Consider the following 23,597-nt stretch of genomic DNA (forward strand, 5'->3'; position numbering starts at 1 on the left):
TGCTTTTAGAGCACTTGCCTTTCCTACACAATCATCTACTTAGCGAGAAAGGTCTGGACAGGCCGATTTACAATATATGGTTGGCCATACAGTAGGATATTAATCCGGCACTGTTTGTTACGCCTGCTTTTCGCAGGATGTTTCTTCGATGGGTCATTACCGTATGAGGGGAGATAAATAGCTGCTCAGCAATTTCCGGATTTTTATAGCCCTTTGAAATAAGCATAATTATTTCCAGCTCTCTTTCACTAAATGATGCTTTTTCGCTCTTTAAAGGTGAAGGAATAGTTATTTTTTTCTTCCATAAATTCCTTTTTCCCAGTAGGTCGCTTAAGGTTACCGTAAAATTATTTTTCTGCGTGAGTAGACTGATATCGGTGTGGACATTAAGCACAAGTTTCACCTTACCCTTATCATCAGTTGTCAGAGTCACAGCCTGGTGCTGGAAAAGTCTGTAGCTACCATCGGCTGTTTTAGCCCGAAAACAGTAAGCACTTTTAAATAGGGCAGTTTTACTGATCGTATGCTGCTGGCTGCACTGGATCAGCACAGCCTCTTCAGCAGCAGCAACATAGGCAATATCCTTCGGATGAATGATGCCGATGATATCATCGAAGGTTAAAACGTCTTTTCTAATACCTAGTATATCGCCAATGTTATTACTGGTATAAACCAGGCTTCGGTCGCTGAAATCTACAATATAGTGATAACTAGGACCAGAGGTAAAAATAGAAGCTAAAAGTTGATTGATTCTCAGTTCTGGGAGATTATTCCCCTTTGAGCTGATTCGCATCAAATTATTGTCCCATACCTGATGAAGTAAGGATTTTTTTCTATCCATATGAATCTTGAGGGCATTATAGGGAACAGATAAAAAAATAGACGATAGTAGTTGGGTAGATGTAACTGCTGTTCGTACTTAAAACCTTCGATTGAATATAATAAATAACTTCCTAAAGACGATATCCAGATTTTAATAATCTGCAAAATGCCCGGTTTACAATCCCATATGCAAAATTGGATATTCTTTACCCATTCCATCCAATTCTGATCTATTTAAAATATAGAATCCAATGTGTTTATAGAAACCAACAGCTTCCGTATTTTGCTCATTTACATCAACTTTAGTTACCTTTAAATTCTCAATGGCATATTTAATCAACTTTTTACCTACTCCTTTACCACGGCTATCGTTATGAACGAATAGCATCTCAAGGTTCTCTTCCAAGGTACCCATAAATCCAGCTAAAATGCCACCTTCTTCAAACCCCAATAGTTTAACATGTTTAAAATACACAGGCAGCTGTTCCTTATAATAAGTAAAGTCTTCATCTTTCAAAAAATCATGTGTATTTAGTACTGCACTTCCCCATATTTCTATAAGACGCGGATAATCCCTTAGTTTAATTTCCCTTATCATAATTACAAATATAAAAGTTGTAGCTTATACACTGAATTTTAGGTAAAACTTCTCCAGCGTACTCCCCCTAAGAGGTAAATGCATAATTGATCATTGTTTAAATATTTTATAATCACCCAAAATTCCTATAATTACAAATGAAAACAATTGTATTTGGTCCTTCAGGCTCCGGAAAAACCTACCTCGCAGGCTATCTTGCAAAGCAAGGGCTGCCGGCTTATGATGCCGATCAGATAGAAGGGCTTTGCTCCTGGTATAGTCAATCTGGAATCAGAGTTTCACCCCCTGCAAGCGCCGAGCAAGCATTGAACAACGGCTATTCATTTCTTTGGAGTAGAAAAGTCCTAATCAAATTTCTTGATAACCGCCCGGAAGTATTCGTTTTTGGTGGCTCCGGAAATGTTTTCAATATGATTGATCTATTTGATAGAGCCTATTTTTTGAAAGTGGACAAAAATGTGCAGCTGGAACGGCTTAATAGCATCCATCGCCCAGCACCGATGATGGATTTTGACAGAAAAGGTGCCGTAATCTGGGGAGATAGGCTGGAACAAGAAGCGTTAAAGCAAAATATACCCTTTATTGACGCTAATCAAAGCCCTGAGGAAATCTATAAACAGTTTAGGACCACAATTTAAGTTTTGGGAGCTAGGTCATTCCAATAAGGGTGTTTACTACCTTTAATTTTTAAGTCGTTCTTTTACCTGATCTATTATACTTTGAAAACGACCTTTTAGTTCGGGATTTGTAACCCCCTCTTCCACTGAAAAATTTTGTCCAAAGGCAGGAAGAGAAAACATCTCAATAATTTCTGCACCATGAGATGGGAATCTTTTGGCAGCAGTTTCCAAAGAAGAAAGACCACCTCTTCCCCCTGGAGAGGTCGATAAGAGTAATATTTTCTTTCCCTCAAACATTTTTAATTTATAGCGCGAAGACCAGTCCAAAAGGTTTTTGAATCCTGAGGTATAGCTACCATTGTGTTCCGACATTGAAATAATCAAAAAATCAGCTTCTCCTAATTTATGAACAAAGTCCATAGCTGAGGGGTGATGTCCAATTTCTTTTTCAAGATCAACAGTAAATACAGGTAGGGGATAATCGTTAAGGTCCAAAAGTTCTACTGCCGCATCCGTAAATAAAGAAGCGGTATAGCCCGCGAATTGTCTGTTGATTGAGCTTTTGCTATACGAGGCGCCAAAGGCGATGATTTTCATGCTAATTATCTTAATTGTCTGGTAAGGATTCAAATATAAGCCGATTTTCCTAATCAATCTCTTCTGGCAGTTTAAAGTAGGCAAATAGGTTTGATTTTTTGTTCAGTTAAACATTTTAAGAAATATGGGTATATATACACTATTCTAATGCCCAATGACTGATGGCTATACCTGGGTCCTTAAGGTAGCTCACAAAACGTAACATTTCGGTTGTGTTTGTGTATTTTTTTTCTAATTTAGTTCAAGAATACCAAATGCCAGTCTATCCATTACAATATCAAGATGAGTTGATATCCAGATTAAAATGTGGTGATGAGCTTGCATTTAATGAAATTTATAACAGTTATTGGAAGCAGCTTTACTACACCGCTTTTACCATTTTGCAGGACGAGGAAGGGGCTTTGGACGCGGTACAGGAAGTTTTTGTAAGTCTATGGCAACGCAGAGAACAACTCAATATCGTAACGCTTAAGGCCTATCTCCATCAGGCAGTTCGTTTTACAGTGCTAAAGGCAATCAGGGCACAAAAAACCGACAAAGAGTTTTACAAACGACTCGCTAAAATTACCACAGAAATTATTATCGAACAGCCCCTGCTTTTTAAAGAACAACAGAAACTGATTCAGGGATTAATTGACAGCCTCCCCGCTGACTGTAAGAGAATTTTCCTGATGAGCCGCGAGGAAGAAATGACTTACAAGCAAATTGCAAGTAAACTCGAGATTTCGGAGAAGACGGTAGAGAAAAAAATGTCCAAATCATTAAAGCTCATCCGCGAGGGCCTAAGTCTGGAAATGTGCCTGGTCATCATCGCAGCTTACCATTTGTTGTGATTTTATAGCTTTGTATTACAATGTCTTATGATTTTTGTCTTGATGATTTCCTTGCTGCCGTAGGGTATAAGTTTGTTTTTGGTACTTATTATTTCAAGACATGGAAAAAGAACAGTTTTTAATCCTGATAGACAAATACATTAATGGGGAGGCTACCGATGGTGAAAAACTTTTGGTTGAGGCTTACTACGCACGATTGAGAGGAGAGTGGGATGTGGATACAGCAGAAATAAAAAATGAAAAAGCTATACGGGAAACCTTGTTTAAACAGATTAGCGCAGAGATAAAAACCAGTAACGATACTCTGGTTAAAATCAGGCCAGCTAAACGCCAGTTAATATGGTGGTATAGTGCAGCAGCCCTGTTACTGATAGTTTTTAGCATTGCCATAATATTATACAAAGCCAAGACAGCCATTGGGCCTCGAGCCATTGACTATGCAGCGTTAATCTCTCCGGGTGGAAATAAAGCCATTTTAACCCTTGCCAATGGTAAAAAGATAATTTTGGACAGTATTTCAAACGGAGCAATAGCCGAACAAAACGGCATTCAGATTAAAAAGAAAAGCAACGGAACCCTCGAATATATCCAGCTGACAGCCAGCCCATCGGATAACCAGATACAAAATATCTCGAATACTATCCAGACCCCACGAGGGGGACAGTATAAAATTATATTAGAAGATGGTACCATCGTTTGGCTCAATGCAGCATCTTCTTTGCGCTATCCGCTACATTTTAATGGCAGCGAACGGCGGGTTGAGCTAAGCGGCGAAGGATATTTTGAGGTAGCACATTTAAAAACCAAACCGTTTATTGTGGTGACCAGCAAACAGGAAGTAGAGGTTTTGGGCACACATTTCAACATCAATGCTTATAGCGATGAGGATGAGGTAAAGACAACCTTACTCGAAGGAAGTGTAAAAGTTAAGGCCTTCAGAGATAAAACCCAGTCTAAATACCTCAAACCAGGAGAACAATCGGTATTGAATAACAGCAACTGGCAGGTAAAACAGGTAGATGCTGCCACACAGGTAGACTGGAAAAACGGCCGTTTTATTTTTAAGGACGAAGAACTGAAAAGCGTGATGCGCAAACTATCGCGGTGGTATGATATCGAAGTCGGTTATACCGGGCCAGTAGAGAACTTAAACTTCAGCGGAAGAATTTCGAGATCGAAAACCTTAAAAGACGTGCTCAGAATATTAATGCGCACGAATGATGTCAATTTTAAAGTAAATGAAAGGAGGGTTACAGTTATGCCATAATTACCATATAGGCAGGCTGTAGCAAAAACCGGAAGTGCTGAAGACACTCCCGGCTGGAGTTCAGTTTGTCTGCACCAAAATATTTTTGAGAATACTATCAACCAAACACAATGGTCCGGAAACGGGGCATTTCAACCTAAACTATTCAAATGTATGAAATTTTACGATCTTAACTCGTACTGGAATTCCTGTGCGAAAAATAAAGTTCTGCTAACCATGAAACTTACCGTTTTACTCTTCTTTGGCCTGGTGTTCCAGGTGTGTGCAAATGGCTATGCACAAAACAAGATTACCCTTGCAGAAAAAAATATTTCTTTAGAAGAAGTATTGGATAAGATCAGCCAGCAAAGCGGATTGGATATCTTCTATAATGCCAACCGGATAAAAAAGATAAACAACATCAGCATTAATGTTAAAGAGGCTTCCCTGGCAAGCGTTCTGGATAAATGCTTTACCGGCCTGCCATTAACCTATACGATTGAGGCATCAACGATTGTAATTAAAGATAGAAACGAGCCGAAATATAATGCTTTTAACCGTCAGTTTGCCGATGTTAGAGGACGGGTTGTTGATGAATCCGGCCAGGGTTTGCCTGGAGCAACCATAAAAGTTAAAGGGACTACAATGGCCATTGTAAGTGGCGATAATGGCGAGTTCGTGCTGAAAAACGTTCAGGAGGGGGCTATTTTACAAGTATCATTTGTTAGCTACCAATCGCAGGAAATAAAAGCCAACCTGAAGGCCGAAATGTTAATTCAGCTTATTGCCGAGGCCGGAAGCTTGAATGAAGTAGTGGTATCGGGCTTTGGACAAACGCAGAAGAAAGTAAGCGTAACCGCGGCCATATCAACTGTCCAAACCCGAGAGTTGAAACAAAGCCCTGTCTCTAACCTAAGCAACGCCTTAGCCGGTCGTTTACCGGGCTTAACTACTATTCAATCCTCAGGTACACCAGGCTCAGATGGCTCAGCCATTTATATCCGTGGTATCGGTACGTATGGAGCAAGCAGGAGCCCGCTAATTGTAATTGATGGATTACCCCGGGGCGATGCTAACTTTGGAGATATCGATGTTAATGAAGTCGCCTCAATCAGCATATTAAAAGATGCTGCAGCAACTTCATTATATGGAATACAAGGTGCTAATGGTGTTATTTTAGTAACCACTAAACGCGGAAAGATCGGTAAAACGAATATTCAGTTTAACGGCCAGTATGGCCTGCAAACCCCGCAACGCCTGCCTGAGCGTTTCAGTAGTTTACAAAAGGCTATTTTAGATAATCAAGGCTCCGTTAATGATGGAAGCAACCCTATTTGGACTGATAAAGAGATTGAACTTTTTAGAACCAAGGCTGATCCCTACACCTACCCTGATGTAAACTGGTATGATGTGATTTTTGAACCGAATACCCCCCAGCAGCAGTATAATGCCAATATGAGCGGCGGTAATAGCAGCGTGAAATACTTTGTGTCTTTAGGCTACCTGAATCAGGGAACACTCTTTAAAGGAGCTAATGACAATAAATACAGCGTAACCCAGAAATACGACCGCTATAATTTCAGGTCTAATATCGATATTACCGCAACGGATATGATGAATGTACGCCTCGACCTGGCCTCCAGGATAGAGCAGCGTACAGGCCCTGGCCCTGGTTATGGTACGGTTTTCAGCTGGGTAAACCTGATGCAGAATTATACCACACCTGTTTTTAACCCCAATGGTACTTATGGAGCAGGGCGGATTACTGCGCCAGATGTATGGAATCCACTTGGAGCGATTAAGGAAAGCGGTTACTACGATAATTTCTGGAACAGTACGAATGGTACTATTGAGATCAACCATAAGCTCGATTTCATTACAAAGGGACTAAATGCGAAAGGTTTATACACTTTCGAAAATTACGGCGCTATTAATTACGGCCAGAACCAAAATTTTACAGCTTTTCGATACCGTAAAGATCCAGTAAGTGGTGCAGAAACCTATACCCCTTTTACTCAGCAAACCTCACTTACTAAATCATCAAGCACCTCCGCTACCCGTTATTACTATTATAACCTGCAGATTAATTATGACCGCTCATTTGGTAAGCATACCTTTTCTGGTCTGGCCTTATTTAACAGAAATTATACCTCTGTTACCGGCGATTTACCCAGGGCTTATGAAGGTTTTGTAGGTAGGGCAGCCTATAACTACGATTCAAGATACTTTGCCGAATTCAACATGGGGTACAATGGTTCAGAAAACTTTCCCAAAGGGAAGCGTTACGGCTTTTTTCCTGCGGTTTCCGCCGGCTGGGTAATTTCGGGTGAATCGTGGTATGATATTAAAGCGATGAATTACCTCAAATTACGGGGATCTTTTGGATACGTAGGTAACGATAATATCGGCGGTTCAAGATGGCTCTTTATATCTGATTACAGTAGAGGCGGAGGTTTTGATTTCGGTACCACGCCAACTACAGCCGGAGGATACAATGTTAACCGTACAGGTAATCCGAATATTACCTGGGAAAAGGCACAAAAATCAAATATCGGCTTAGAGGCGGGATTCTTTAACAACGCCCTTAAACTGGATGTAGATGTGTTCAGGGAGAATAGAAATAATATCCTCACAACACCGCAAACTATCCCTACATATTTGGGTATCGCAGGCCTTTCAGCTATCAATGTGGGTAAAGTATTAAACCAGGGTTTCGAGGCTTCCCTAAATTTTAACACCAATGTAGATAAAGTAAATATTTTTGGATACATCAACTGGACCTACAATAAAAATAAAATCCTCGCGCGTGACGAACCTAATTTAGCCTATCCATACCAGGCATTAACCGGGCTCCCTGTAGGTTACCAGTTAGGCTATATAGCAGAGGGTTTATTTAAAGATCAGGCAGAGATAGATGCATCGCCCAAACAGAGTTTTGCCGGCCGGGTTATTCCAGGCGATATCCGCTACCGCGATATGAATGGAGATAAGGTGATTAATGAAAACGATAGGGTAGCCATTCAGGTAAGCAACTTTCCTAACAATACTTTTGGAGCCTCCCTTGGAGCCAGTTGGAAAGGCATTGACCTGAGCGTTTTAGTTCAGGGCGCTTTAAGCGGCAAAACGAATGTACCTTACCTGGGGCCGCAAAGATTAGCAGATGTCTGGACGCCGGCAACTGCCGCTACAGCCAGCTACCCAACGGTACATTACAGTCTGGCAGGCGGACAGAATAACTCACAGTTGAGCACTTTCTTTATCTACAGCTCTGATTACCTCAAACTTAAAAATATCGAACTCGGATACACGTTCCCAGCGCGTACACTCGCTAAAATCAAAATCAGCTCACTGCGGATATTTGCCAATGGCCTAAACCTGGCCACATGGGACAAGCTACCTTATAAGGATTATGATCCTGAGCAGACCGCAAACGGGACGGCATTGTACCCAACGATGAAGGTGTACAATGTAGGCGTATCGATGAATTTTTAAACTGACTTAAAATATTTAACAATGAGAAAATATAATTATGCTTTACTACTGGTACTCATCCTGTTGGGAGTGAGCTCTTGTAAAAAAAGTTTTTTAGACCGGGTGCCCAGTGATTATATCAATGAAACAGAAGTCTTTGGCGATATCAATAATGCCGAAGGCTTCCTGAACAATATTTATACAGCCATTCCATCATGGAATTATGGAGCAGGAAATTCTTATGTTACAGCTGCCATGACCGATGAGGCGAAACAGCGCTGGGCAAACGGAGCGGTTCTGTTCAATACAGGCGCATGGAATCCAAGTAACTTTTCCCCCCTGGGAGATGACTGGACAAATGCCTATGCCAAAATCAGAGCCTGTAATCTTTTTTTAACCAATTTCGATCAGATCCCCGAAGACCCCAATGTTCCCAGCCGGAAGGCTCGGTTAAAAGGAGAGGCGCTAATGCTACGCGCATTTTACCACTTTGTTCTCTTTAGGGGCTGGGGAAAAATTCCGATTATGGATAAGCCCCTCTCGCCGGCCACAGATGGCGATGCCGTATTTTTAAAACGCAGCGAGTATAGTGAGGTTGTTGGTTTTATCGAGAATGATTTAAACGCAGCGATGCAAAACCTACCAGCCAAACAGGATGCAGGTTTATGGGGCAGAGCTACCAAAACTATTTGTCAGGCCATAAAATCAAGATTGTTTTTGTATTACGCAAGTACGCTGTTTAATCCTGCAAATGATGCCGCCAGGTGGCAGAAAGCAGCAACCCTGGCTAAAGAAGCGCTGGATGCTGCCCTGGCACAGGGTTATACTTTAGAACCTAAATATGCCGACGCCTTTTTGAAATATGCCAATACCGAGTGTATCTGGGGAAGGAATATCGGAACAGGTGCAGGATCTGGTATCGATCAGGTAATGCAACCCCTGGGCTATAGCGGCTGGACTAATTGCGGACCCATTCAGGATTTTGTAGATGCATTTGAAATGAAAAATGGCTTGCCTATTCAGAATGCTGCATCAGGCTGGGATCCAAAACATCCATATAAAGACCGCGACCCGAGATTTTATGCTACAGTGCTTTATCCGGGAGCAACATGGAAAAACAGAAAAATCAATATCTACAGCAACGATAAAGATAATGCCAATGAACCGGGAACGAATTACTGGTGGAGAAAATACATGACAGAAAGCCTTAACTTATCGAATAGCTCGGGAGGGGTAAATAAATCATTCTCTATTTTCAGAACCGCCGAACTGATGTTAAATTATGCAGAAGCACAGAACGAGCTGGCTGGCGCAGATGCAAGCGTATACGGCGCCATTAATCCAATCCGAAAAAGAGCAGGCATGCCCGATATCCCAACTGGCTTGACCAAAGAGGAGATGCGTGAGGTGATCAGACATGAGCGCCGCATTGAGCTGGCCTTTGAAGGCTTACGTTTCTGGGATGTAAGGAGATGGAAAATAGCCGAAGTGGTAGATAACAGACCCATATATGGCGTGAATTATACCATATCGTCTACTAATGCTACAGATACTACCTTTACCTATTTCGAAGCACAAAAGCGGGTTTTCGATAAAACAAAACATTACTTCTTGCCCATCCCCCAAGGTGAAATTGATAAGCTCAACGGGAAAAATCCTGATTTTAAACAAACAGAAGGCTGGTAGATAAAGATTATTCCATAAATGACGCTCCGTATAAGGTAGGCCATTCCATGGCCTGCCTTATTAATGCTCAAAGCTAATGAACAGCAGAAATTTGGTAACCAATTTTCTTCAAAAAATAATTAGTACACTTACAACATGAATAGTTCAAAAGTTAAAAAATATATCTTGTTATGCATTGGCCTGGCTTGCTTTGGCTATGTAAAGGCGCAGGTGTTTTCACCCGTAAAAGAAATTGCTGCAAGAAGAGTCCCCTGGCTGGTTTCATCACTTACTTTCAGCAATATTCCAGCGCAGGATGGCAAAGATGTTTTCGAGCTTTCTACCAAAAATAACAAGATCAATATTGCCGCTTCAAACGCCAACGCTGCCGCCGAAGGCCTGGGCTGGTACCTCAGATATTATTGCAAAAGAAGCTTGTCTCATTTAGGCGATAACCTCGAAGCGGTCAAAAAACTGCCACAGATTACGGGTAAGGTGAGGATAGTCTCTCCGTATCCATACCGCTATGCCTTAAATTATTGCACGATCAGTTATTCGATGAGTTTTTACCAGTGGAAAGACTGGGAACGAGAGCTGGATTGGATGGCCTTAAATGGCGTAAACCTGATACTGGCACCGGTAGGTATGGAAGCAGTTTGGCAAAATACATTAAAGCAAATAGGTTATACAAAAGAAGAAATCCTGGCCTTTATACCCGGCCCAGCCTTTGACGCCTGGTGGTTAATGGGGAATTTGGAAGGATGGGGAGGACCGGTAAGCCAGACCTTAATTGACCAGCAGGTGAGCTTAGAGAAGCAGATCATTAAGCGCATGAAAGATTTAAAGATCGAGCCTGTCATGCAAGGGTTTTATGGTATGGTACCCACTAGCCTTAAAAATAAAATGAAGGTTACTGTGGCCGATCAAGGCAAATGGGCAGGAGGTTTTACACGCCCTGATTTTTTAATGCCAGATGACCCTGCCTTTGAAAAGCTTGCTGATATTTACTATAGCGAGATGAAAAAGTTATACGGTAGAGAACTACACTTCTTCGGTGGAGATCCTTTTCATGAAGGCGGAAATTCTAAAGGGGTAGACGTTACTGCGGCAGCAACCAGTATACAAAAGCGCATGCAACACCATTTTCCGGGAAGTACCTGGGTATTACAAGGCTGGCAATCTAACCCATCGGCTGCTTTACTAAAAGGACTCGATAAAAAGAAAACCCTGGTAATAGAGTTGTTTGGCGAGAACACCAATAACTGGGAGAGGAGAAAAGCTTACGATGGTACACCTTTCGTATGGAGCAACGTGAGCAATTTTGGAGAGAAAAACGGACTATACGGCAAGCTTCAACGCTTTTGCGATGAGGTAAGCAGAGCAAGCAAAAGCAGTTACGGTCCGTTCCTCTCAGGCGTGGGCATTATACCCGAGGGGATAAACAATAATCCGGTAGCCTATGATTTAATGCTGGAATTGGGATGGCATCAGAACTTCATAAAAGTGGATGAATGGATAAAAGGCTACCAGGATTACCGTTATGGAAAAAGTAACACGGAGCTTAACCAGGCCTGGCAACTCTTATTGCAAACAGCATACAGTAGTCCGGAGATCTACCAGGAGGGGCCTTCAGAATCGATTTTTTGTGCAAGACCAGCCGTGGCCATAAAAACAGTATCATCATGGGGCACACGTAAAAGAAATTATGACCCGCAACGTTTTGCCCAGGCAGTTAAACTGTTCGTGGCAGCAGGAGCAGATTTTAAGTCAGTGGAGACATACCAGACCGATAAAATTGATTTTGTAAGGCAGGTACTGGCCAATCAGGGCGATATTGTCTATGAGAAAATGCAGGCAGCCATCAGCGCCAAAGATGCTGATGGCTTCAAAAAAGAAAGCGAAAGCTTTCAGAGGCTGATTTTACAGCAGGACTCGCTTTTGAGTGCCAGCAAATATTTTTCATTAAACCGTTGGCTAAAGCAAGCCGTTGATTTTGGTAAAATGCCTCAGGATAAAACCAATGCGCTAAAAAACGCCAAAACACAAATTTCCTACTGGGGACCAGATGATAACCTGAAAACCGATCTGAGGGATTACGCCCATAAAGAATGGTCAGGACTGTTAAGATCCCTATATCTTCAGCGCTGGCAAGCATTTATAAAAGATGAATTAGCGAAAATAAACGGCACCCCGCATCAAGCTCCAGATTATTTTGCCATGGAGCTGGCATGGACAAAAAAACCAGACGATTACCATGAACCGGAGCTTAATAGTGAACAACTGTATCAGCTAATCGCCCGAATATTGAAGGAGTCGGAAAACTAAAGCCCGCGAAGTTTAAAGTCATACAACTAACTTGTAAAATCCTGGAAGAAACAGCTCTTTTGAATAGGTGAAAAAATAAAAAAAACGTATAGTCTTGATCATCGTTTCCTGAAATAGATCATTTGCGTCGTCGAGATCATGGGTAAATTTCATAGCGAAATTCTTAAGTGCCCCCTGATGGACATAGATTTGTAGGTTGAATTGTTTTTCGGTCATGATTGATGTTTTTGGTAGGTCTAAAGGAAAAAACAATAATGATACCTCAAAAAACTACAAGGTGCTCAATCGCACCGATTTTCAATGCCTGTTACGGAATTGAACAGAATGAATGTGAGTACGCAGATGTACGTGAAAGATAAATAATCGAATAAAAATGTAATATATTCGCGGCTTCAAATAGTCGACTATTTAATAAAATAACAAAATGGAAAAATTCGCAAAAATTAAAGAAATCATTGCAGGGGTAGAAGCTGATGTAGAAAAATTCTATAACGCAGGAAATGCTGCGGCTGGAACAAGAGTTCGTAAAGCGATGCAGGATTTAAAAACTTTGGCTCAGGAAGTACGTACTGAGGTGACAGAAAAAAAGAACAGCGATAAATAACAAACAATCACTGTTTTGGGAAAAAGGGGTATCATTTATCCCTTTTTATGCTTTGTTACTTAGCTTACTCGCCATCTCTGAGCGAATACGGCTTAGGGTTTCCAGACGCATGCCTAAAAATGAAGCAATATATTTCAGCGGAACCCGCTCGAGCAAATGCCCATAGCTAATCAAAAAACGCTCATAACGAAGCTTGGCATTTGGCAGCCTTGCAATAAAAGCCCGCTCTGAGGCACCCTGATAATAAAGTTCGGTCATCTGCCTGCCGACCAGATTCGCTTCAGGATGATTCTCATATAAAAAGATCGACATCTCATGTGGAATAGCAACAGCTAAAAGCGGCTCAATGGTTTCTATATATTCCTCAGATTGTCCACCATGCCATAAATTATTTATTGTTCCAGCCAGCTCACCTTCTACGGCAATCCAGGTAGTAATCTTTTTAGCCCCAACTTTAATAAAGCCATGGGCAACCCCCTGCAAAATCAGAAAAATATAACGGTTTGTCCTAATCGGTGAGGCAATATGCTTGTTCCTCCCAAAATGTACCGGAAAGGTCTGAACATTAATCACATCCTCAATCTGCTGATTAAGCGGATGATATTGTTTAAAAATAGGTATAATCGGGGATTGGCCACCGTAAGGTATCCATCGGGTAGCTAACGGTTCAGGCTCAAAATTCATGTTGACATCAAAAATGCTAAAAGACTGTAATAAATCACACTGCTATCCCTAAAAGGAGTAAAGATAATACTGTTCCCCTCCGGAAACAGTATTAACATCTAAATTAACGCTCTCAATCTTTTGGATTGATGTAAGGCTCTCACCCCTTACCCCGCGAATATAAGAGGATATTTAATAGCAAAAAAAAGAATTTAAACCAGCATGCAGCCTATGGCTTAATTTCATTTACAAGTATCTTTCCCGAAACATACGCATCTGCGTTTGAAAATGTAGTTTCGGCAATCTGTCGCATTGCTTCCCTTGTAAAAAAGCCCTGGTGGGAGCTGATGAGCACATTAGGAAATGATATCAGACGGGCAATCAAATCATCCTGAATAACTTTCTCGGATAGATTGCGAAAGAAAAGCCCAGATTCCTGTTCATATACATCTAGTCCGAGAGAACCGAGTCCGCCGGATTTAAGTGAGGTGATAACAGCCGAGGTTTGGATTAGTGCACCTCTGCTGGTATTGATCAGCATCGCCCCTTTTTTAAAATACCTTAGGGTTTGTCCGTTTATCATATGAAAGGACTGCTCGGTTAAGGGACAATGCAGTGTTACGATATCAGCATCCTTTAACACTTCCTCCAGGCTAGCATATTTAAGTCCGTCACTTCGTAGCTCCAAATCCGGATAAGGATCATAGGCTGATATCTGACAGCCAAATCCTTTCAGAATCCGATACATGACTTTACCTATATTACCTGTTCCAATAAGCGCAACTTTTGAGCTATGCAAATTAAAGCCCATAAGCCCTTCCAGTGAGAAATTACCTTCTCTAATCCTGTTATAAGCTTTATGGGTTTTACGATTCAAGGTCATGATCATCGCGATGGCGTGTTCAGCAACAGCCTCAGGAGAATAGGCAGGTACACGAAGAATGCTAATACCCAGTTCTTCTGCCACCTCCAGGTCAACGTTATTGAACCCCGCACACCGCAAAAGGATTAGTTTTACCCCATTTTCAGCTAAAGCAGAAAGAATCTGACCGTTAGCCTGGTCATTTACAAAAAGACATACTGCATCGCAGCCTTTGGTAAGGCTCAGATTATCATAATCTAATGCCTGTTTAAAGAAGATAAGCTCATGGTCAGTATTGTATTTCTCCAGAAACTCCTCATCATAGGAGCAGGTACTAAACACAGCAATTTTCATTATCGGTTGGGTTTACCGAAAGGTAGGAATAATATTCGGTTGATAAGAAATTCCCGGTTTAATCTGATTGTTCACAAGAAGAGAATTTTTATATAAAAATATTTTATTGCTAATTTGAAATTTACAATTCAAAATGATACTGAAGCAGATTTTTGCCTTAATAGGTTGACGAGGCAAGATACTGGCGTAAAAAACATGATTCAGTGAGTCGGTATTCTTGTTGGGCGACTCACTGGATGTTGGTAAAAAAATGCAAATTTTCTTGTTGAAATATGAATTCTCTCGATTTATAAAATCGCCTATTTAGGCTGCAGATGGCGATTTGGGAATTCTGTAAACGAAAAAAGCCTGCAAATTTAAAATTTGCAGGCTTTTTTATTTGTAAGTATTCGTAGCCCGTAGGGGAATCGAACCCCTGTTTCCAGAATGAAAATCTGGCGTCCTAACCCCTAGACGAACGGGCCATTATTAATAAAAGAGTGTCTTTTCAACTCCTTTGGTAGCGGGGACACGACTCGAACGTGCGACCTTCGGGTTATGAGCCCGACGAGCTACCAACTGCTCCACCCCGCACTCTATTTTTCGCCCCAAATATCCGTTTGAGGGAGTGCAAAAGTAGAATTTATTTTTGAAAATACAAACCCTTTCAAGAAAAAAATCCAATTAAAATTTAATTTTCTGCCTTCATTTGTTTTTAAAATAGGGCTAAATAATTTAAAATGAATAGCTTAAAACCTGTTAAGTCAATTAAAATATTTTTCACTTTTTTAAGCAAAATTATTTTTCTTGAAAACATTTGGAATATTCGCTATGGCTTCGTTTCTTTGTTTAAAATTAGTCTAAATAAGAATAACTCATTTCTCTTCTACCTTTGGACTTCAATTTTTATCTCAATATATATTTGGTTAGTTATGTTGATTAAAAGACCTGTTTGCCTGCATCTTCATCGGATGCGGGTAAATCAGGCACTAAAAAGTCCTTTTAGGAATTAAAGGTGAGATTTCGAATTCCAAAATTCTTAATATCTTTATTCAAATCTTAAATACGCTAATCATTTAATGAAGTCTTTTCTCTCTAGCTTTAAATACAACTTTAGTCTATTGCTAATTGCCGCTCTGGTATCTTGTAAAAAAGAAAATCAAACAGAACAGCCATCCCAGATTCAGGTAAAATCTCCTATTTCGCCAAAGCTTATACTACTACAACGGCAACGAAAAGAGGTGTCACGATAGATAGTGCATCACAAACGATTCCAGTTAATTGGAGTTCAGCTACAATATGGGTAGAGAAAATTTCGCTTGCCGCCCAAGGTAAAGGAGCGCTGGATACTATTATTATGGTAGGGAAGAAACTAAACATTTTCAGTGCTGATGCACTGGCAGGAGTCATTCAGTTGCCCGCCGGTTCTTACAAAGATGCTAAAGTAAGGCTGTTTTGCCGGAAATCACCGCGCTCAGAATTTGCGTTAGATTTTAAAGGTACTTTTACCAATAGCTTTGGTGTAGTTGATAGTGTATTAGTTAGAAGTTCATTACCCTTCGAAGCAAATTTGAATGTTTCGGAGATTGTAATCGGACAAACTGATAATTATAAAGCAACATTTAATTTTGATCTCAGTAAGATGTTGACCGGAATTTCTACCAAGGCATTAGAGCAAGGAGGAAGAAGCTCAATCGGAATCGATGGTAAGAAACTCTACGTAATTTGGAAAGGTGGCTCTGCCGATGAGCCTTTTTATAACCAGATTATTCAACACTGGCAATCAGTGGCCAGTGTTGTGATCAGCAAAGCAGTAGAGTGAAATATTTTTAGTTATTTATTCTATAGCCAAGTATCTTTTAGATTTTCTGATTCTTCAAAATATCCTACCTACAGTATCGTAAACTTGAAAACTGCAGATTCTGACTTGTTCCCCGACCTGTCTTTTGTTATGATTTTCCAGTAATAAGTAGTTGCAGTGGTTACATTTACCGAAATTGTTGTCGCAGTATATCCTTCTTTGTACAATGTTGGGTTGCTTATCGTTCCGAAATATACATCGAAACTTAAAATATCCCGGTCTGGATCATCACCTATCCATACAAGGTTTGTTTTTCCTGCAGAGGCGTTAAATTTTGTTTCCATTAATGGGGAAGTTAATTGTGCCGGATACGGGGCATAAGAAGAGGTAGCTTCTCCCGCATTATAAAATTTCCAAATATCACTTTCCAAAGTCAGGCTATTTAGGCTCGATTTAGTTTTTACAGACCATGAATAGTGAGCATTTTTAGTCAATGCCATTTCAATTTCTGTTCCATTAGTTGTACCAATTGTAAGTTCAGAGGTCGTTAAATTTTTGATAGTTACAATGTAACCTGCTGAAAATGCAGATTCATTCCATTTAAATCTAATTGCATTCATGGTGCTATTAATAGAGGTACCCGTGATACAAACCTCATCTTTGGCAGGAGTGATTAATAGGGCCTTGGTAGTTTCCTTTGGTGTAGGTACCACCGGAGCTGGAGGTGGCGTCGGCTCAACCGTTTTTTTCGTGCAACTGAATAGGCTACATACCAGTAGGATTAATAAAATTGATCTTAAGGTACTCATTTTTTGAGGATTTTGGTTTGAGAAACGAAATTATCGGCAGCAATTTTTAATATATACATGCCTGAGGTAAATGATGAAAGATTCAGTGTGATTTCTACGTCGTCAAGCATTTGCTTTTTGGTAAACACCAACCGGCCACTTAAATCATAGACATCAATCTTTACCACTTTTTGATAATACTCTGACCCCATGGCAACAGTTAAGGTCTGATCAAAGGGGTTAGGATAGGCGGTTATTCCTGACGCCAATGATATACTTTTTTTGATGATACCTTGACAGCTAAGATCTGAAGATATCGTTAAACTATTGCTCCCTTGCTGAAGAGCTAATGTAATCTGACTATTACTTGTGGTATACTTTTCGCCATTTAAATCAATATGATAGGTCTTAGCGCCACCTAGATTAAGGGTAATGGTTTTATCGTTCACTATCGAAGAAAAAAGAGCAAGGTCTTTAGGTTCGGTAATAGTTACCTCGAAACACTGCTTGTAATCTGTATACTCCGCTACGGTAATACATACGCTATAGGTGCCAGCCTTGAGAGAGCCAATATTGAGGTTTGACCTGAAGTTATAGGTTTTGTTGTAGCCTGCTCCGGTAACGGTAGCGCTATAGTTCATATCTATTCCGGCACTGATCGAAATCTCTCCGTTATTAGATAATCTACAGGTTTCGTTTGTTGCTTTAACCTTAAAGATAGTTGAAGGAAGTGTATTTAATAATGTGAAAGTGAAGGGTTCGGAAATAAGTTGTTTATTGTTGTGTAGGATTGCGGCAGTATATGAACCGCCTTCATCTGCAACGATGCTACTTGAGGTAGCTCCGGAGATAATTGCCCCATTTTTTCGCCATTCATAAGTGAAGCTCGTGCCGGTATTTGCGCTTAGGCCTAGTTTTGTGTTGAGATAGTATGGGGCGCCCTTGTCGGCCGAAATTACCGGTGCCTTTGCTAAAATAAACCCTGCCATGGTAGAACTTCCGTAAGGTGTATCCACAATTATATTTCCCGAGCGGACAAACTCTGAGGAGGGTAGTGTGACCGAAATTGTATTGTCGTCTAGCACGGTAAAGGGTGTTTTTAGTGAAAACCATACCTGCGTTGCTTCTGTGAAGTTTTTACCTTTTATGGTAATTGTTTCCCCAAATTCAGCAACCATAGGGCTGAAAGAAGTAATTACTGGCGGAGGTGTATATTTAAACTGAAGGTAGTCGTTGGTCCCCTCAGAAGTGCTTAAGTTAACAGGGCCACTTCCTCCTGCGCCAACGATGGCAGTGATGAGGGTCGGTGACTCGATTTTAAATGAGGATGCAGGTACTCCTCCAAAACTTACGCCAGTGACCGAAGTAAAATTGAAACCATTTAAGCTAACCGCTTGACCTTCTGGTCCAGATGCAGGCGATAAAGAAGTTAATAAAGGCTTGATAATTGGTTTGCTAAAAAGCACTACAGAAGATGAAAACTCCGAAAAGGTGATAATGTCTGGTTTGCCATCCTCATCCAAATCGGCCGCCATTCCTAGAATCGGATCATGAGGCTGGGCATATTTTACGCCTGGAGCGAAGGATATAGTTCCTGGCTGACTGATATTTTTTAGTACAGATACAGCGCCGCTTGCCTTAAACAAATCAACTTTCCCGTCCCCATCCAGATCAGAGAGATTGATCATTGGAACGATATAGCCTTCATCTGCAAACTTTAGTGGTGCAGCAAAGCTGATTGTGCTTGTTGAGCTGGTATTTCTGAAAACTAACACACTGTTGGAGGCAACCAGCAGATCGGCTTTGCCATCATCATCAAGATCGCCAGCCACTACATCTATTGCCTCGTTTGCGACTGGAAATACAATTGCTGGATCGAAAGTAATCTGCGAGCCAATGCTCGTGTTTTTATGGATGACAAGTTGATTTGAATTACGACTCGAATAGGCCAAATCAAGCTTTCCATCATTGTTGAAATCCTGTAATGTAATTTTGGTTACCCATCCCTGTCCTGGCAGGTCTATTCGTTCACCGAATTTTAAGGTCCCATTGGTGCTTTCGTTTCTGAAAATACATACTTTTTTATCTGCATAATTTGCTATGGCAACATCTATTCTCCCATCACCGTCAAAATCGCCAATTTTTATATCACTCAGTGTTTGAAAGGGACTATCACCCGCGACAAAATCGTATTGAATAAGGGAAATTTTACCTGGAATAGAAGTGTTTTTAAATACATGGAATCGGTAAGGAGAGTAAGTAACCAGTTCCGGTTTTCCATCTCCATCCATATCGGTGACAATAGTGGTTTCAGGGACGTTGATCATAGGAATAACCAATGATTTTTCGTAAGAAATCTCACCATTCTTTTTAATTGCATGATATATGTGGAACGATTTATCATTCACGTTATTAAGGGCATAGGTAATATCCAGTAATCCATCGCCATCCAAATCCCCTACAGCTCCTTTTTTATAGCCAGACTGTGGTCTAATGGCCGGGGAAAATGATTTTTCCGTAAAACCGGTATAATCCCCTGGAAATGTGAGCATGAAAGAATTGATGCTGGCCCCAAATAATCCATTTGTGAATACGGAAATAGGAGAGTAAGTTGCTTTGGAAGGAACGGTAACGGTGAGCATTGTTGTGGTTGATGCAGTTACGGTGCCATAAGCTAGACCGAATAGGACCTTGTTTTCCGAAGGAGTTTCGCTAAAATTTTTTCCAATTATGGTAATAGATTCTCCGGCATTAGCCCTTGGTGTTGAAATGGAAGTAATGATGGGCGGTAATCCATACGAAAAACCAGGCCGGCTTGAAGATCCCAAGGGGTTGCTAACAGTAATACTTCCGGTAGCCCCATCGCCAAGGGTTGCAGTGATTTGTGTTGGAGAATCGATCACAAATTTTGCTGCTTGACTTCCCCCAAAGCTAACCGCGGTAGCATCATTGAAATTTTCCCCGTTAATGATGATCAGATCGCCTTTCTTCGCATTTGAAGGAGAGAAAGATAATACAAAAGGGGTGTTGTTTACCTTGTTTTTGAGATAGGCAATTACGGCATTTTCTTCACTCTGAAAAACGATATCGGTTTTCCCGTCCTGATCGATGTCGCCAGCCTCAATGGTTTTTACATTACTGAGTGTGCTGAAGACAGTCTTTTGAGCAAGTTTTGGATTCCCGATTGAACTGATATTGACCAGTACTGCTGCGGATTTGTTGATCTCACTATGGTACAGCACATCTGGTCGGCCATCACCATCCAAATCGTGAAAATGTAAATTTGTTGGACTTACTGCTACCTGATATTTTATAGGGGCAGCAAAGAGGAATGAGTTATTTCCAGTGTTGGTATGGATTTTAAGCTCATTGAGGCTGCTGCTAATGGTTACAATATCTATTTTTTGATCGCCATCTACATCGAGAGTCGCAAATTCCGATGGCCTATCTGTCGGCACTTCCAAAGCTTTGGTGAACAGTATTTTGTCCAATGTGCTTACATTTTTATAGATTTCAAATTTATCTAGTGAGGAAAAGGTAATTAGGTCGAGCTTGCCGTCATTATCAAAATCGTTAATTCCCACAATCGGGCTGTAATTCTCGTTGTAATTTGCAAAGCTGATATTGCCTGGGCTTGAAGTATTTTTCCTGATAATGCCGCCAGTAATAAGATCTGGTTTGCCATCACCATCAAGGTCTTTGAAATCAAAATAAGAGGTATTACCTGAGGAAAGAACTGTTGGTAATGAAAAGGAAATCTTTCCTGTGGTTGATGTATTCTGGTAAATAAACACGCCCTGTATTACATTAGCATCCCAAACTGCAAGATCAGGTTTGCCGTCACCATCGATATCTGAGGCGCTGAAGACAAGCGCCGATGATTTAAAGAACAAACTAACCCGGTCATCGAATTTTGTCTCACCCGTTATGCCCTTGTTTCTATAAACGGCCAATTCGTTACGGTCAGTTAAGCCTTTGATTAAGATAATAATATCCAAAAACCCGTCACCATCAAAATCACAGAGTTTAAAATCGCTTGGTTTAGCGGAGATTGGCAGATCAATTTTTTCGGCAAAGGAATTGTCGGATATTCTATTCTCGCCAGGTAAGGATTGTATAAAGGGACTTTTGCTGTAGGCAGTGAGAGAATTTGTGGTTACAGAAAGGGGCTTAAAGGTGGAAACTTTAGGTACTTCTACCTCTATGGTAGTGGAAGTGCAACTGATTACTTTTCCTCTGATATCACCAAACATGACAATGTTCCCATTGATTAGATTACTAAAGTTGCTGCCAGTAATGGTGATCCTGCCTCCACTTGTGGTAAAGCGCGGGCTGAAATCGGTAATTTTAGGTGGATTATAATAGGTAAAGCCAGCCAAGGTATGCGTTCCATTTTTCGTTGTTACGCTTACCGGTCCGCTTTCTGCTGCGCCTACAATTGCTGATATCAATGACCTGTTGTTTACGGTGAAGGATTTAACAGGGGTGTTGCCTATGCTGACAGTCGTCGTTCCCGAAAAACCAGAACCTTTAATGACCACGAGCTCACCATTTGTTCCGCTTGAAGGGGTGAATGATTCAATCGTGGGTAACATCAAAAAATTTGGCAGCGCCGATGACCCGCCTAAGGTGGAAACAGAGAGGTCTCCTGATTCTCCATCAGCTACTACCGCATCGATTCTGGTAGAAGAGAGCACGACATAAGATAATGCAGGGGTTCCTCCAAAAGTTACTGAGGTAACATTAATAAAGTCATCGCCGATAATTGTAATCTTTTGACCCTTAACAGCACTTTTGGGCGAGAATGAGGCGATTGTCGGCGGGGGCAGGTAATTAAAACCGGGTAGTGAGGAAAATCCTTTAGGGCCACCTACATACACCTCTCCAGATTTACCTCCTCCTAGCAATGCCGAAATGGTTGTAGGGGATACCACTGTGAATGCAATAGCATTTAATCCCCCGAAGGTGACTTTGGTCGCGCCAGTAAAATTTACCCCTGTTATCGTCACTGTAGAGAGCAATCCAGCATCTTTGGGCGTAAAATCTGTCACCTGTACTCCTTGTGGAAGCGTTATTTCTTTGGATATGGAAACAGTTTGTAAACCATTTCTGGCCATCAGGGTAATTTTGTTCTTTAAGTTGCTGTTGTCTCTTTGAAAAGATGCGTCGTATGTTTTGGCGATACTCACATCATTGACCAGCCATTCAAAGCTATAGTCGGACTTTGAATAATTCTTTAGTTTTACTGTGTTTGTTGAGAGTGTGCTTATATCTATGCTGAAAATTGGGTTAAGAATAGGTGTGCCACCTCCATTTGTCGTGTATTCGAGAAAACCGTAGCCGCCTCCAACCCAAAAGGTGTTTGAATCCCAGAATTGGGCATCATAATGGGTATAATTTAGATAGCTAAAATTGTTGTCTCTGGGAAGTGGCTCCCAGTTTTTGCCACTATTTGTAGTTTTGTAAATGGTATAATTTGTTCCTAGACCATATCCCAGATTGTCGTCAAAGAATTTTAGTCTTTCAAAGAGCTGAGGATCATTTTCAGGATTGTTCTTTAAGCTCCAGGTAGTCCCTCCGTCTGCGCTATAGTAAATGAAACCATCTGCGTTCTGAAAGTTCAGCCAGATTTTTGAGGTGGATAAGTGGCTTACGCTTCGAATTATTGCGGATGAAAAACTTTCTGGAAGGTTGGTTTTTGCAAAGGAGACTCCGCTGTTTGTTGATCTTATGATTTCCCCATGACCGGTAACTGCAACAAAAGTACCAAATGCTTCGATCTGTTTATAGCCGGCATCTGTTGATCTATAGATTTCAGTCCAGGTTTGGCCTTTATTGGTCGTTTTAATTACTCGATCATCATCTGCAGCGTAACCGATGCTTCCGTTGTCTGGAAAAACCATGTCAGCTATGTGTGAAAATTTCGTATCGCTGCTTTGTTGGTGAAAGACAAGTTTAAATGTTTCTCCACCGTCCGCTGAGGTAAGAATTGCAGGTACCAGCCCATAGTCCCCGTATACAATCAGATTGTTTTTATCGAAGGCCTTAACTCCTGAGATTCCAAAACCAAAGGTCAGGTTTGCAGAAAAGCCATTGTAGTTGACATTGGATGGTGTAATAAGTTTCTTCTGGAATGAAAGTCCTCCATCTGTGGTATAGCCAAGCCCATCTTTGAAGGCAATATAGCCTTCTGTTTTCGAATAGAAACAGATTTTGCGGACTTCATTGTCCTCATTGCTATCTTTGTAAGCCTGTTTTAGCTGGCTAAACGCCTGGTTAAATACAAAAAATAGAAGAAAAGAAACTAAAAGCGTTTTGATTAGAAATTTCACGGAGCATAATTTTCGCTAAAGTAACATTTTTCAGCAT

The 23,597-nt window shown here is 40.9% G+C and carries 16 protein-coding genes and 2 tRNA genes; 8 read left to right on the forward strand and 10 right to left on the reverse strand.

Annotation, left to right across the window (positions count from 1 at the left end):
* Positions 1-67: 67 nt before the first annotated feature.
* Together OC25_RS05935 and OC25_RS05940 are read right to left on the reverse strand one after the other, a co-directional pair.
* Complete coding sequence (locus OC25_RS05935; protein ID WP_039472846.1) at positions 68-841, reverse strand: LuxR C-terminal-related transcriptional regulator; 774 nt, start codon at positions 839-841, stop codon at positions 68-70.
* Positions 842-997: 156 nt separating this feature from the next.
* Positions 998-1,420 (reverse strand): GNAT family N-acetyltransferase, encoded by a 423-nt coding sequence (locus OC25_RS05940; RefSeq protein ID WP_039472848.1) that lies wholly within the window; start codon positions 1,418-1,420, stop codon positions 998-1,000.
* A 137-nt stretch (positions 1,421-1,557) separates the two neighbouring features.
* Here OC25_RS05940 and OC25_RS05945 point away from each other — a divergent pair, with 137 nt between their 5' ends.
* Entirely contained in the window at positions 1,558-2,058 is a 501-nt protein-coding gene (locus tag OC25_RS05945; RefSeq protein ID WP_039472850.1) for an adenylate kinase family protein, read from the forward strand.
* 42 nt (positions 2,059-2,100) lie between these two features.
* Here OC25_RS05945 and OC25_RS05950 read toward each other — a convergent pair whose 3' ends face one another.
* A complete protein-coding gene (locus OC25_RS05950) occupies positions 2,101-2,637 on the reverse strand; it encodes an NADPH-dependent FMN reductase (protein WP_039472852.1) in 537 nt (178 codons plus the stop codon).
* Positions 2,638-2,891: 254 nt separating this feature from the next.
* Between OC25_RS05950 and OC25_RS05955 the strand changes: the two genes are divergently transcribed.
* The 5 genes from OC25_RS05955 to OC25_RS05975 all read left to right on the forward strand — a co-directional run bounded on the left by OC25_RS05955 (position 2,892) and on the right by OC25_RS05975 (position 12,177).
* Positions 2,892-3,470 carry an RNA polymerase sigma-70 factor gene (locus OC25_RS05955; protein ID WP_052265996.1) on the forward strand — a complete coding sequence of 193 codons (579 nt, stop codon included), beginning with the start codon at positions 2,892-2,894 and terminating at the stop codon, positions 3,468-3,470.
* A 100-nt stretch (positions 3,471-3,570) separates the two neighbouring features.
* Positions 3,571-4,737 carry a FecR family protein gene (locus tag OC25_RS05960; protein ID WP_039472855.1) on the forward strand — a complete coding sequence of 389 codons (1,167 nt, stop codon included), beginning with the start codon at positions 3,571-3,573 and terminating at the stop codon, positions 4,735-4,737.
* 153 nt (positions 4,738-4,890) lie between these two features.
* Positions 4,891-8,208: a TonB-dependent receptor gene (locus tag OC25_RS05965; RefSeq protein ID WP_052265997.1), complete on the forward strand. Its 3,318-nt coding sequence runs from the start codon at positions 4,891-4,893 to the stop codon at positions 8,206-8,208.
* Positions 8,209-8,229: 21 nt separating this feature from the next.
* Positions 8,230-9,873 (forward strand): RagB/SusD family nutrient uptake outer membrane protein, encoded by a 1,644-nt coding sequence (locus OC25_RS05970; protein WP_039472859.1) that lies wholly within the window; start codon positions 8,230-8,232, stop codon positions 9,871-9,873.
* Between the two features lie 135 nt (positions 9,874-10,008).
* Positions 10,009-12,177 carry an alpha-N-acetylglucosaminidase gene (locus OC25_RS05975; RefSeq protein WP_039472862.1) on the forward strand — a complete coding sequence of 723 codons (2,169 nt, stop codon included), beginning with the start codon at positions 10,009-10,011 and terminating at the stop codon, positions 12,175-12,177.
* An 18-nt stretch (positions 12,178-12,195) separates the two neighbouring features.
* Here the strand turns inward: OC25_RS05975 and OC25_RS05980 are convergent, their stop codons facing one another.
* Positions 12,196-12,393, reverse strand: a complete 198-nt coding sequence (locus OC25_RS05980) for a sigma factor (RefSeq protein ID WP_039472865.1) — start codon at positions 12,391-12,393, stop codon at positions 12,196-12,198.
* Between the two features lie 208 nt (positions 12,394-12,601).
* Here OC25_RS05980 and OC25_RS05985 point away from each other — a divergent pair, with 208 nt between their 5' ends.
* The gene (locus OC25_RS05985; protein ID WP_039472868.1) at positions 12,602-12,781 is read left to right on the forward strand and encodes a hypothetical protein; all 180 of its coding nucleotides are present in this window, start codon (positions 12,602-12,604) and stop codon (positions 12,779-12,781) included.
* 45 nt (positions 12,782-12,826) lie between these two features.
* On the opposite strand, the gene OC25_RS26760 is transcribed toward OC25_RS05985, so the two are convergent.
* The 4 genes from OC25_RS26760 to OC25_RS06005 form a co-directional block, all read right to left on the reverse strand.
* On the reverse strand, positions 12,827-13,465 hold the full coding sequence (locus OC25_RS26760) for a Crp/Fnr family transcriptional regulator (RefSeq protein WP_052265998.1): 639 nt from the start codon (positions 13,463-13,465) through the stop codon (positions 12,827-12,829).
* A gap of 208 nt (positions 13,466-13,673) precedes the next feature.
* Complete coding sequence (locus OC25_RS05995; protein ID WP_039472871.1) at positions 13,674-14,660, reverse strand: 2-hydroxyacid dehydrogenase; 987 nt, start codon at positions 14,658-14,660, stop codon at positions 13,674-13,676.
* A 392-nt stretch (positions 14,661-15,052) separates the two neighbouring features.
* Positions 15,053-15,124 (reverse strand) — tRNA-Glu (locus tag OC25_RS06000).
* Between the two features lie 33 nt (positions 15,125-15,157).
* A tRNA-Met gene (locus OC25_RS06005) sits at positions 15,158-15,233 on the reverse strand.
* 763 nt (positions 15,234-15,996) lie between these two features.
* On the opposite strand from OC25_RS06005, the gene OC25_RS06010 reads away from it, so the two are divergent.
* Positions 15,997-16,461 (forward strand): hypothetical protein, encoded by a 465-nt coding sequence (locus OC25_RS06010; RefSeq protein ID WP_245221907.1) that lies wholly within the window; start codon positions 15,997-15,999, stop codon positions 16,459-16,461.
* 68 nt (positions 16,462-16,529) lie between these two features.
* On the opposite strand, the gene OC25_RS06015 is transcribed toward OC25_RS06010, so the two are convergent.
* Positions 16,530-17,249: a hypothetical protein gene (locus OC25_RS06015; RefSeq protein ID WP_156131404.1), complete on the reverse strand. Its 720-nt coding sequence runs from the start codon at positions 17,247-17,249 to the stop codon at positions 16,530-16,532.
* Positions 17,246-23,560, reverse strand: coding sequence for an FG-GAP-like repeat-containing protein (locus OC25_RS06025; protein WP_039472887.1), 6,315 nt, complete (start codon positions 23,558-23,560; stop codon positions 17,246-17,248). The genes OC25_RS06015 and OC25_RS06025 overlap by 4 nt, the downstream gene beginning before the upstream one ends.
* Between the last annotated feature and the right edge of the window lie 37 nt (positions 23,561-23,597).

The sequence above is a fragment of the Pedobacter kyungheensis genome (assembly GCF_000812965.1).
GTDB classification, from domain to species: Bacteria; Bacteroidota; Bacteroidia; order Sphingobacteriales; family Sphingobacteriaceae; genus Pedobacter; species Pedobacter kyungheensis.

What these genes read in the sequence shown, in the direction of transcription:
- OC25_RS05945 (WP_039472850.1), top strand. Translation starts at nt 1,558, where the DNA reads ATGAAAACAATTGTATTTGGTCCTTCAGGCTCCGGAAAAACCTACCTC.
- OC25_RS05965 (WP_052265997.1), top strand. Translation starts at nt 4,891, where the DNA reads ATGAAATTTTACGATCTTAACTCGTACTGGAATTCCTGTGCGAAAAAT.
- OC25_RS05935 (WP_039472846.1), bottom strand. Translation starts at nt 841, where the DNA reads ATGGATAGAAAAAAATCCTTACTTCATCAGGTATGGGACAATAATTTG.
- OC25_RS05955 (WP_052265996.1), top strand. Translation starts at nt 2,892, where the DNA reads ATGCCAGTCTATCCATTACAATATCAAGATGAGTTGATATCCAGATTA.
- OC25_RS26760 (WP_052265998.1), bottom strand. Translation starts at nt 13,465, where the DNA reads ATGAATTTTGAGCCTGAACCGTTAGCTACCCGATGGATACCTTACGGT.
- OC25_RS05940 (WP_039472848.1), bottom strand. Translation starts at nt 1,420, where the DNA reads ATGATAAGGGAAATTAAACTAAGGGATTATCCGCGTCTTATAGAAATA.
- OC25_RS05960 (WP_039472855.1), top strand. Translation starts at nt 3,571, where the DNA reads ATGGAAAAAGAACAGTTTTTAATCCTGATAGACAAATACATTAATGGG.
- OC25_RS05985 (WP_039472868.1), top strand. Translation starts at nt 12,602, where the DNA reads ATGGAAAAATTCGCAAAAATTAAAGAAATCATTGCAGGGGTAGAAGCT.
- OC25_RS05970 (WP_039472859.1), top strand. Translation starts at nt 8,230, where the DNA reads ATGAGAAAATATAATTATGCTTTACTACTGGTACTCATCCTGTTGGGA.
- OC25_RS06010 (WP_245221907.1), top strand. Translation starts at nt 15,997, where the DNA reads ATGGTAGGGAAGAAACTAAACATTTTCAGTGCTGATGCACTGGCAGGA.
- OC25_RS05950 (WP_039472852.1), bottom strand. Translation starts at nt 2,637, where the DNA reads ATGAAAATCATCGCCTTTGGCGCCTCGTATAGCAAAAGCTCAATCAAC.
- OC25_RS05980 (WP_039472865.1), bottom strand. Translation starts at nt 12,393, where the DNA reads ATGACCGAAAAACAATTCAACCTACAAATCTATGTCCATCAGGGGGCA.
- OC25_RS05975 (WP_039472862.1), top strand. Translation starts at nt 10,009, where the DNA reads ATGAATAGTTCAAAAGTTAAAAAATATATCTTGTTATGCATTGGCCTG.
- OC25_RS06015 (WP_156131404.1), bottom strand. Translation starts at nt 17,249, where the DNA reads ATGAGTACCTTAAGATCAATTTTATTAATCCTACTGGTATGTAGCCTA.
- OC25_RS05995 (WP_039472871.1), bottom strand. Translation starts at nt 14,660, where the DNA reads ATGAAAATTGCTGTGTTTAGTACCTGCTCCTATGATGAGGAGTTTCTG.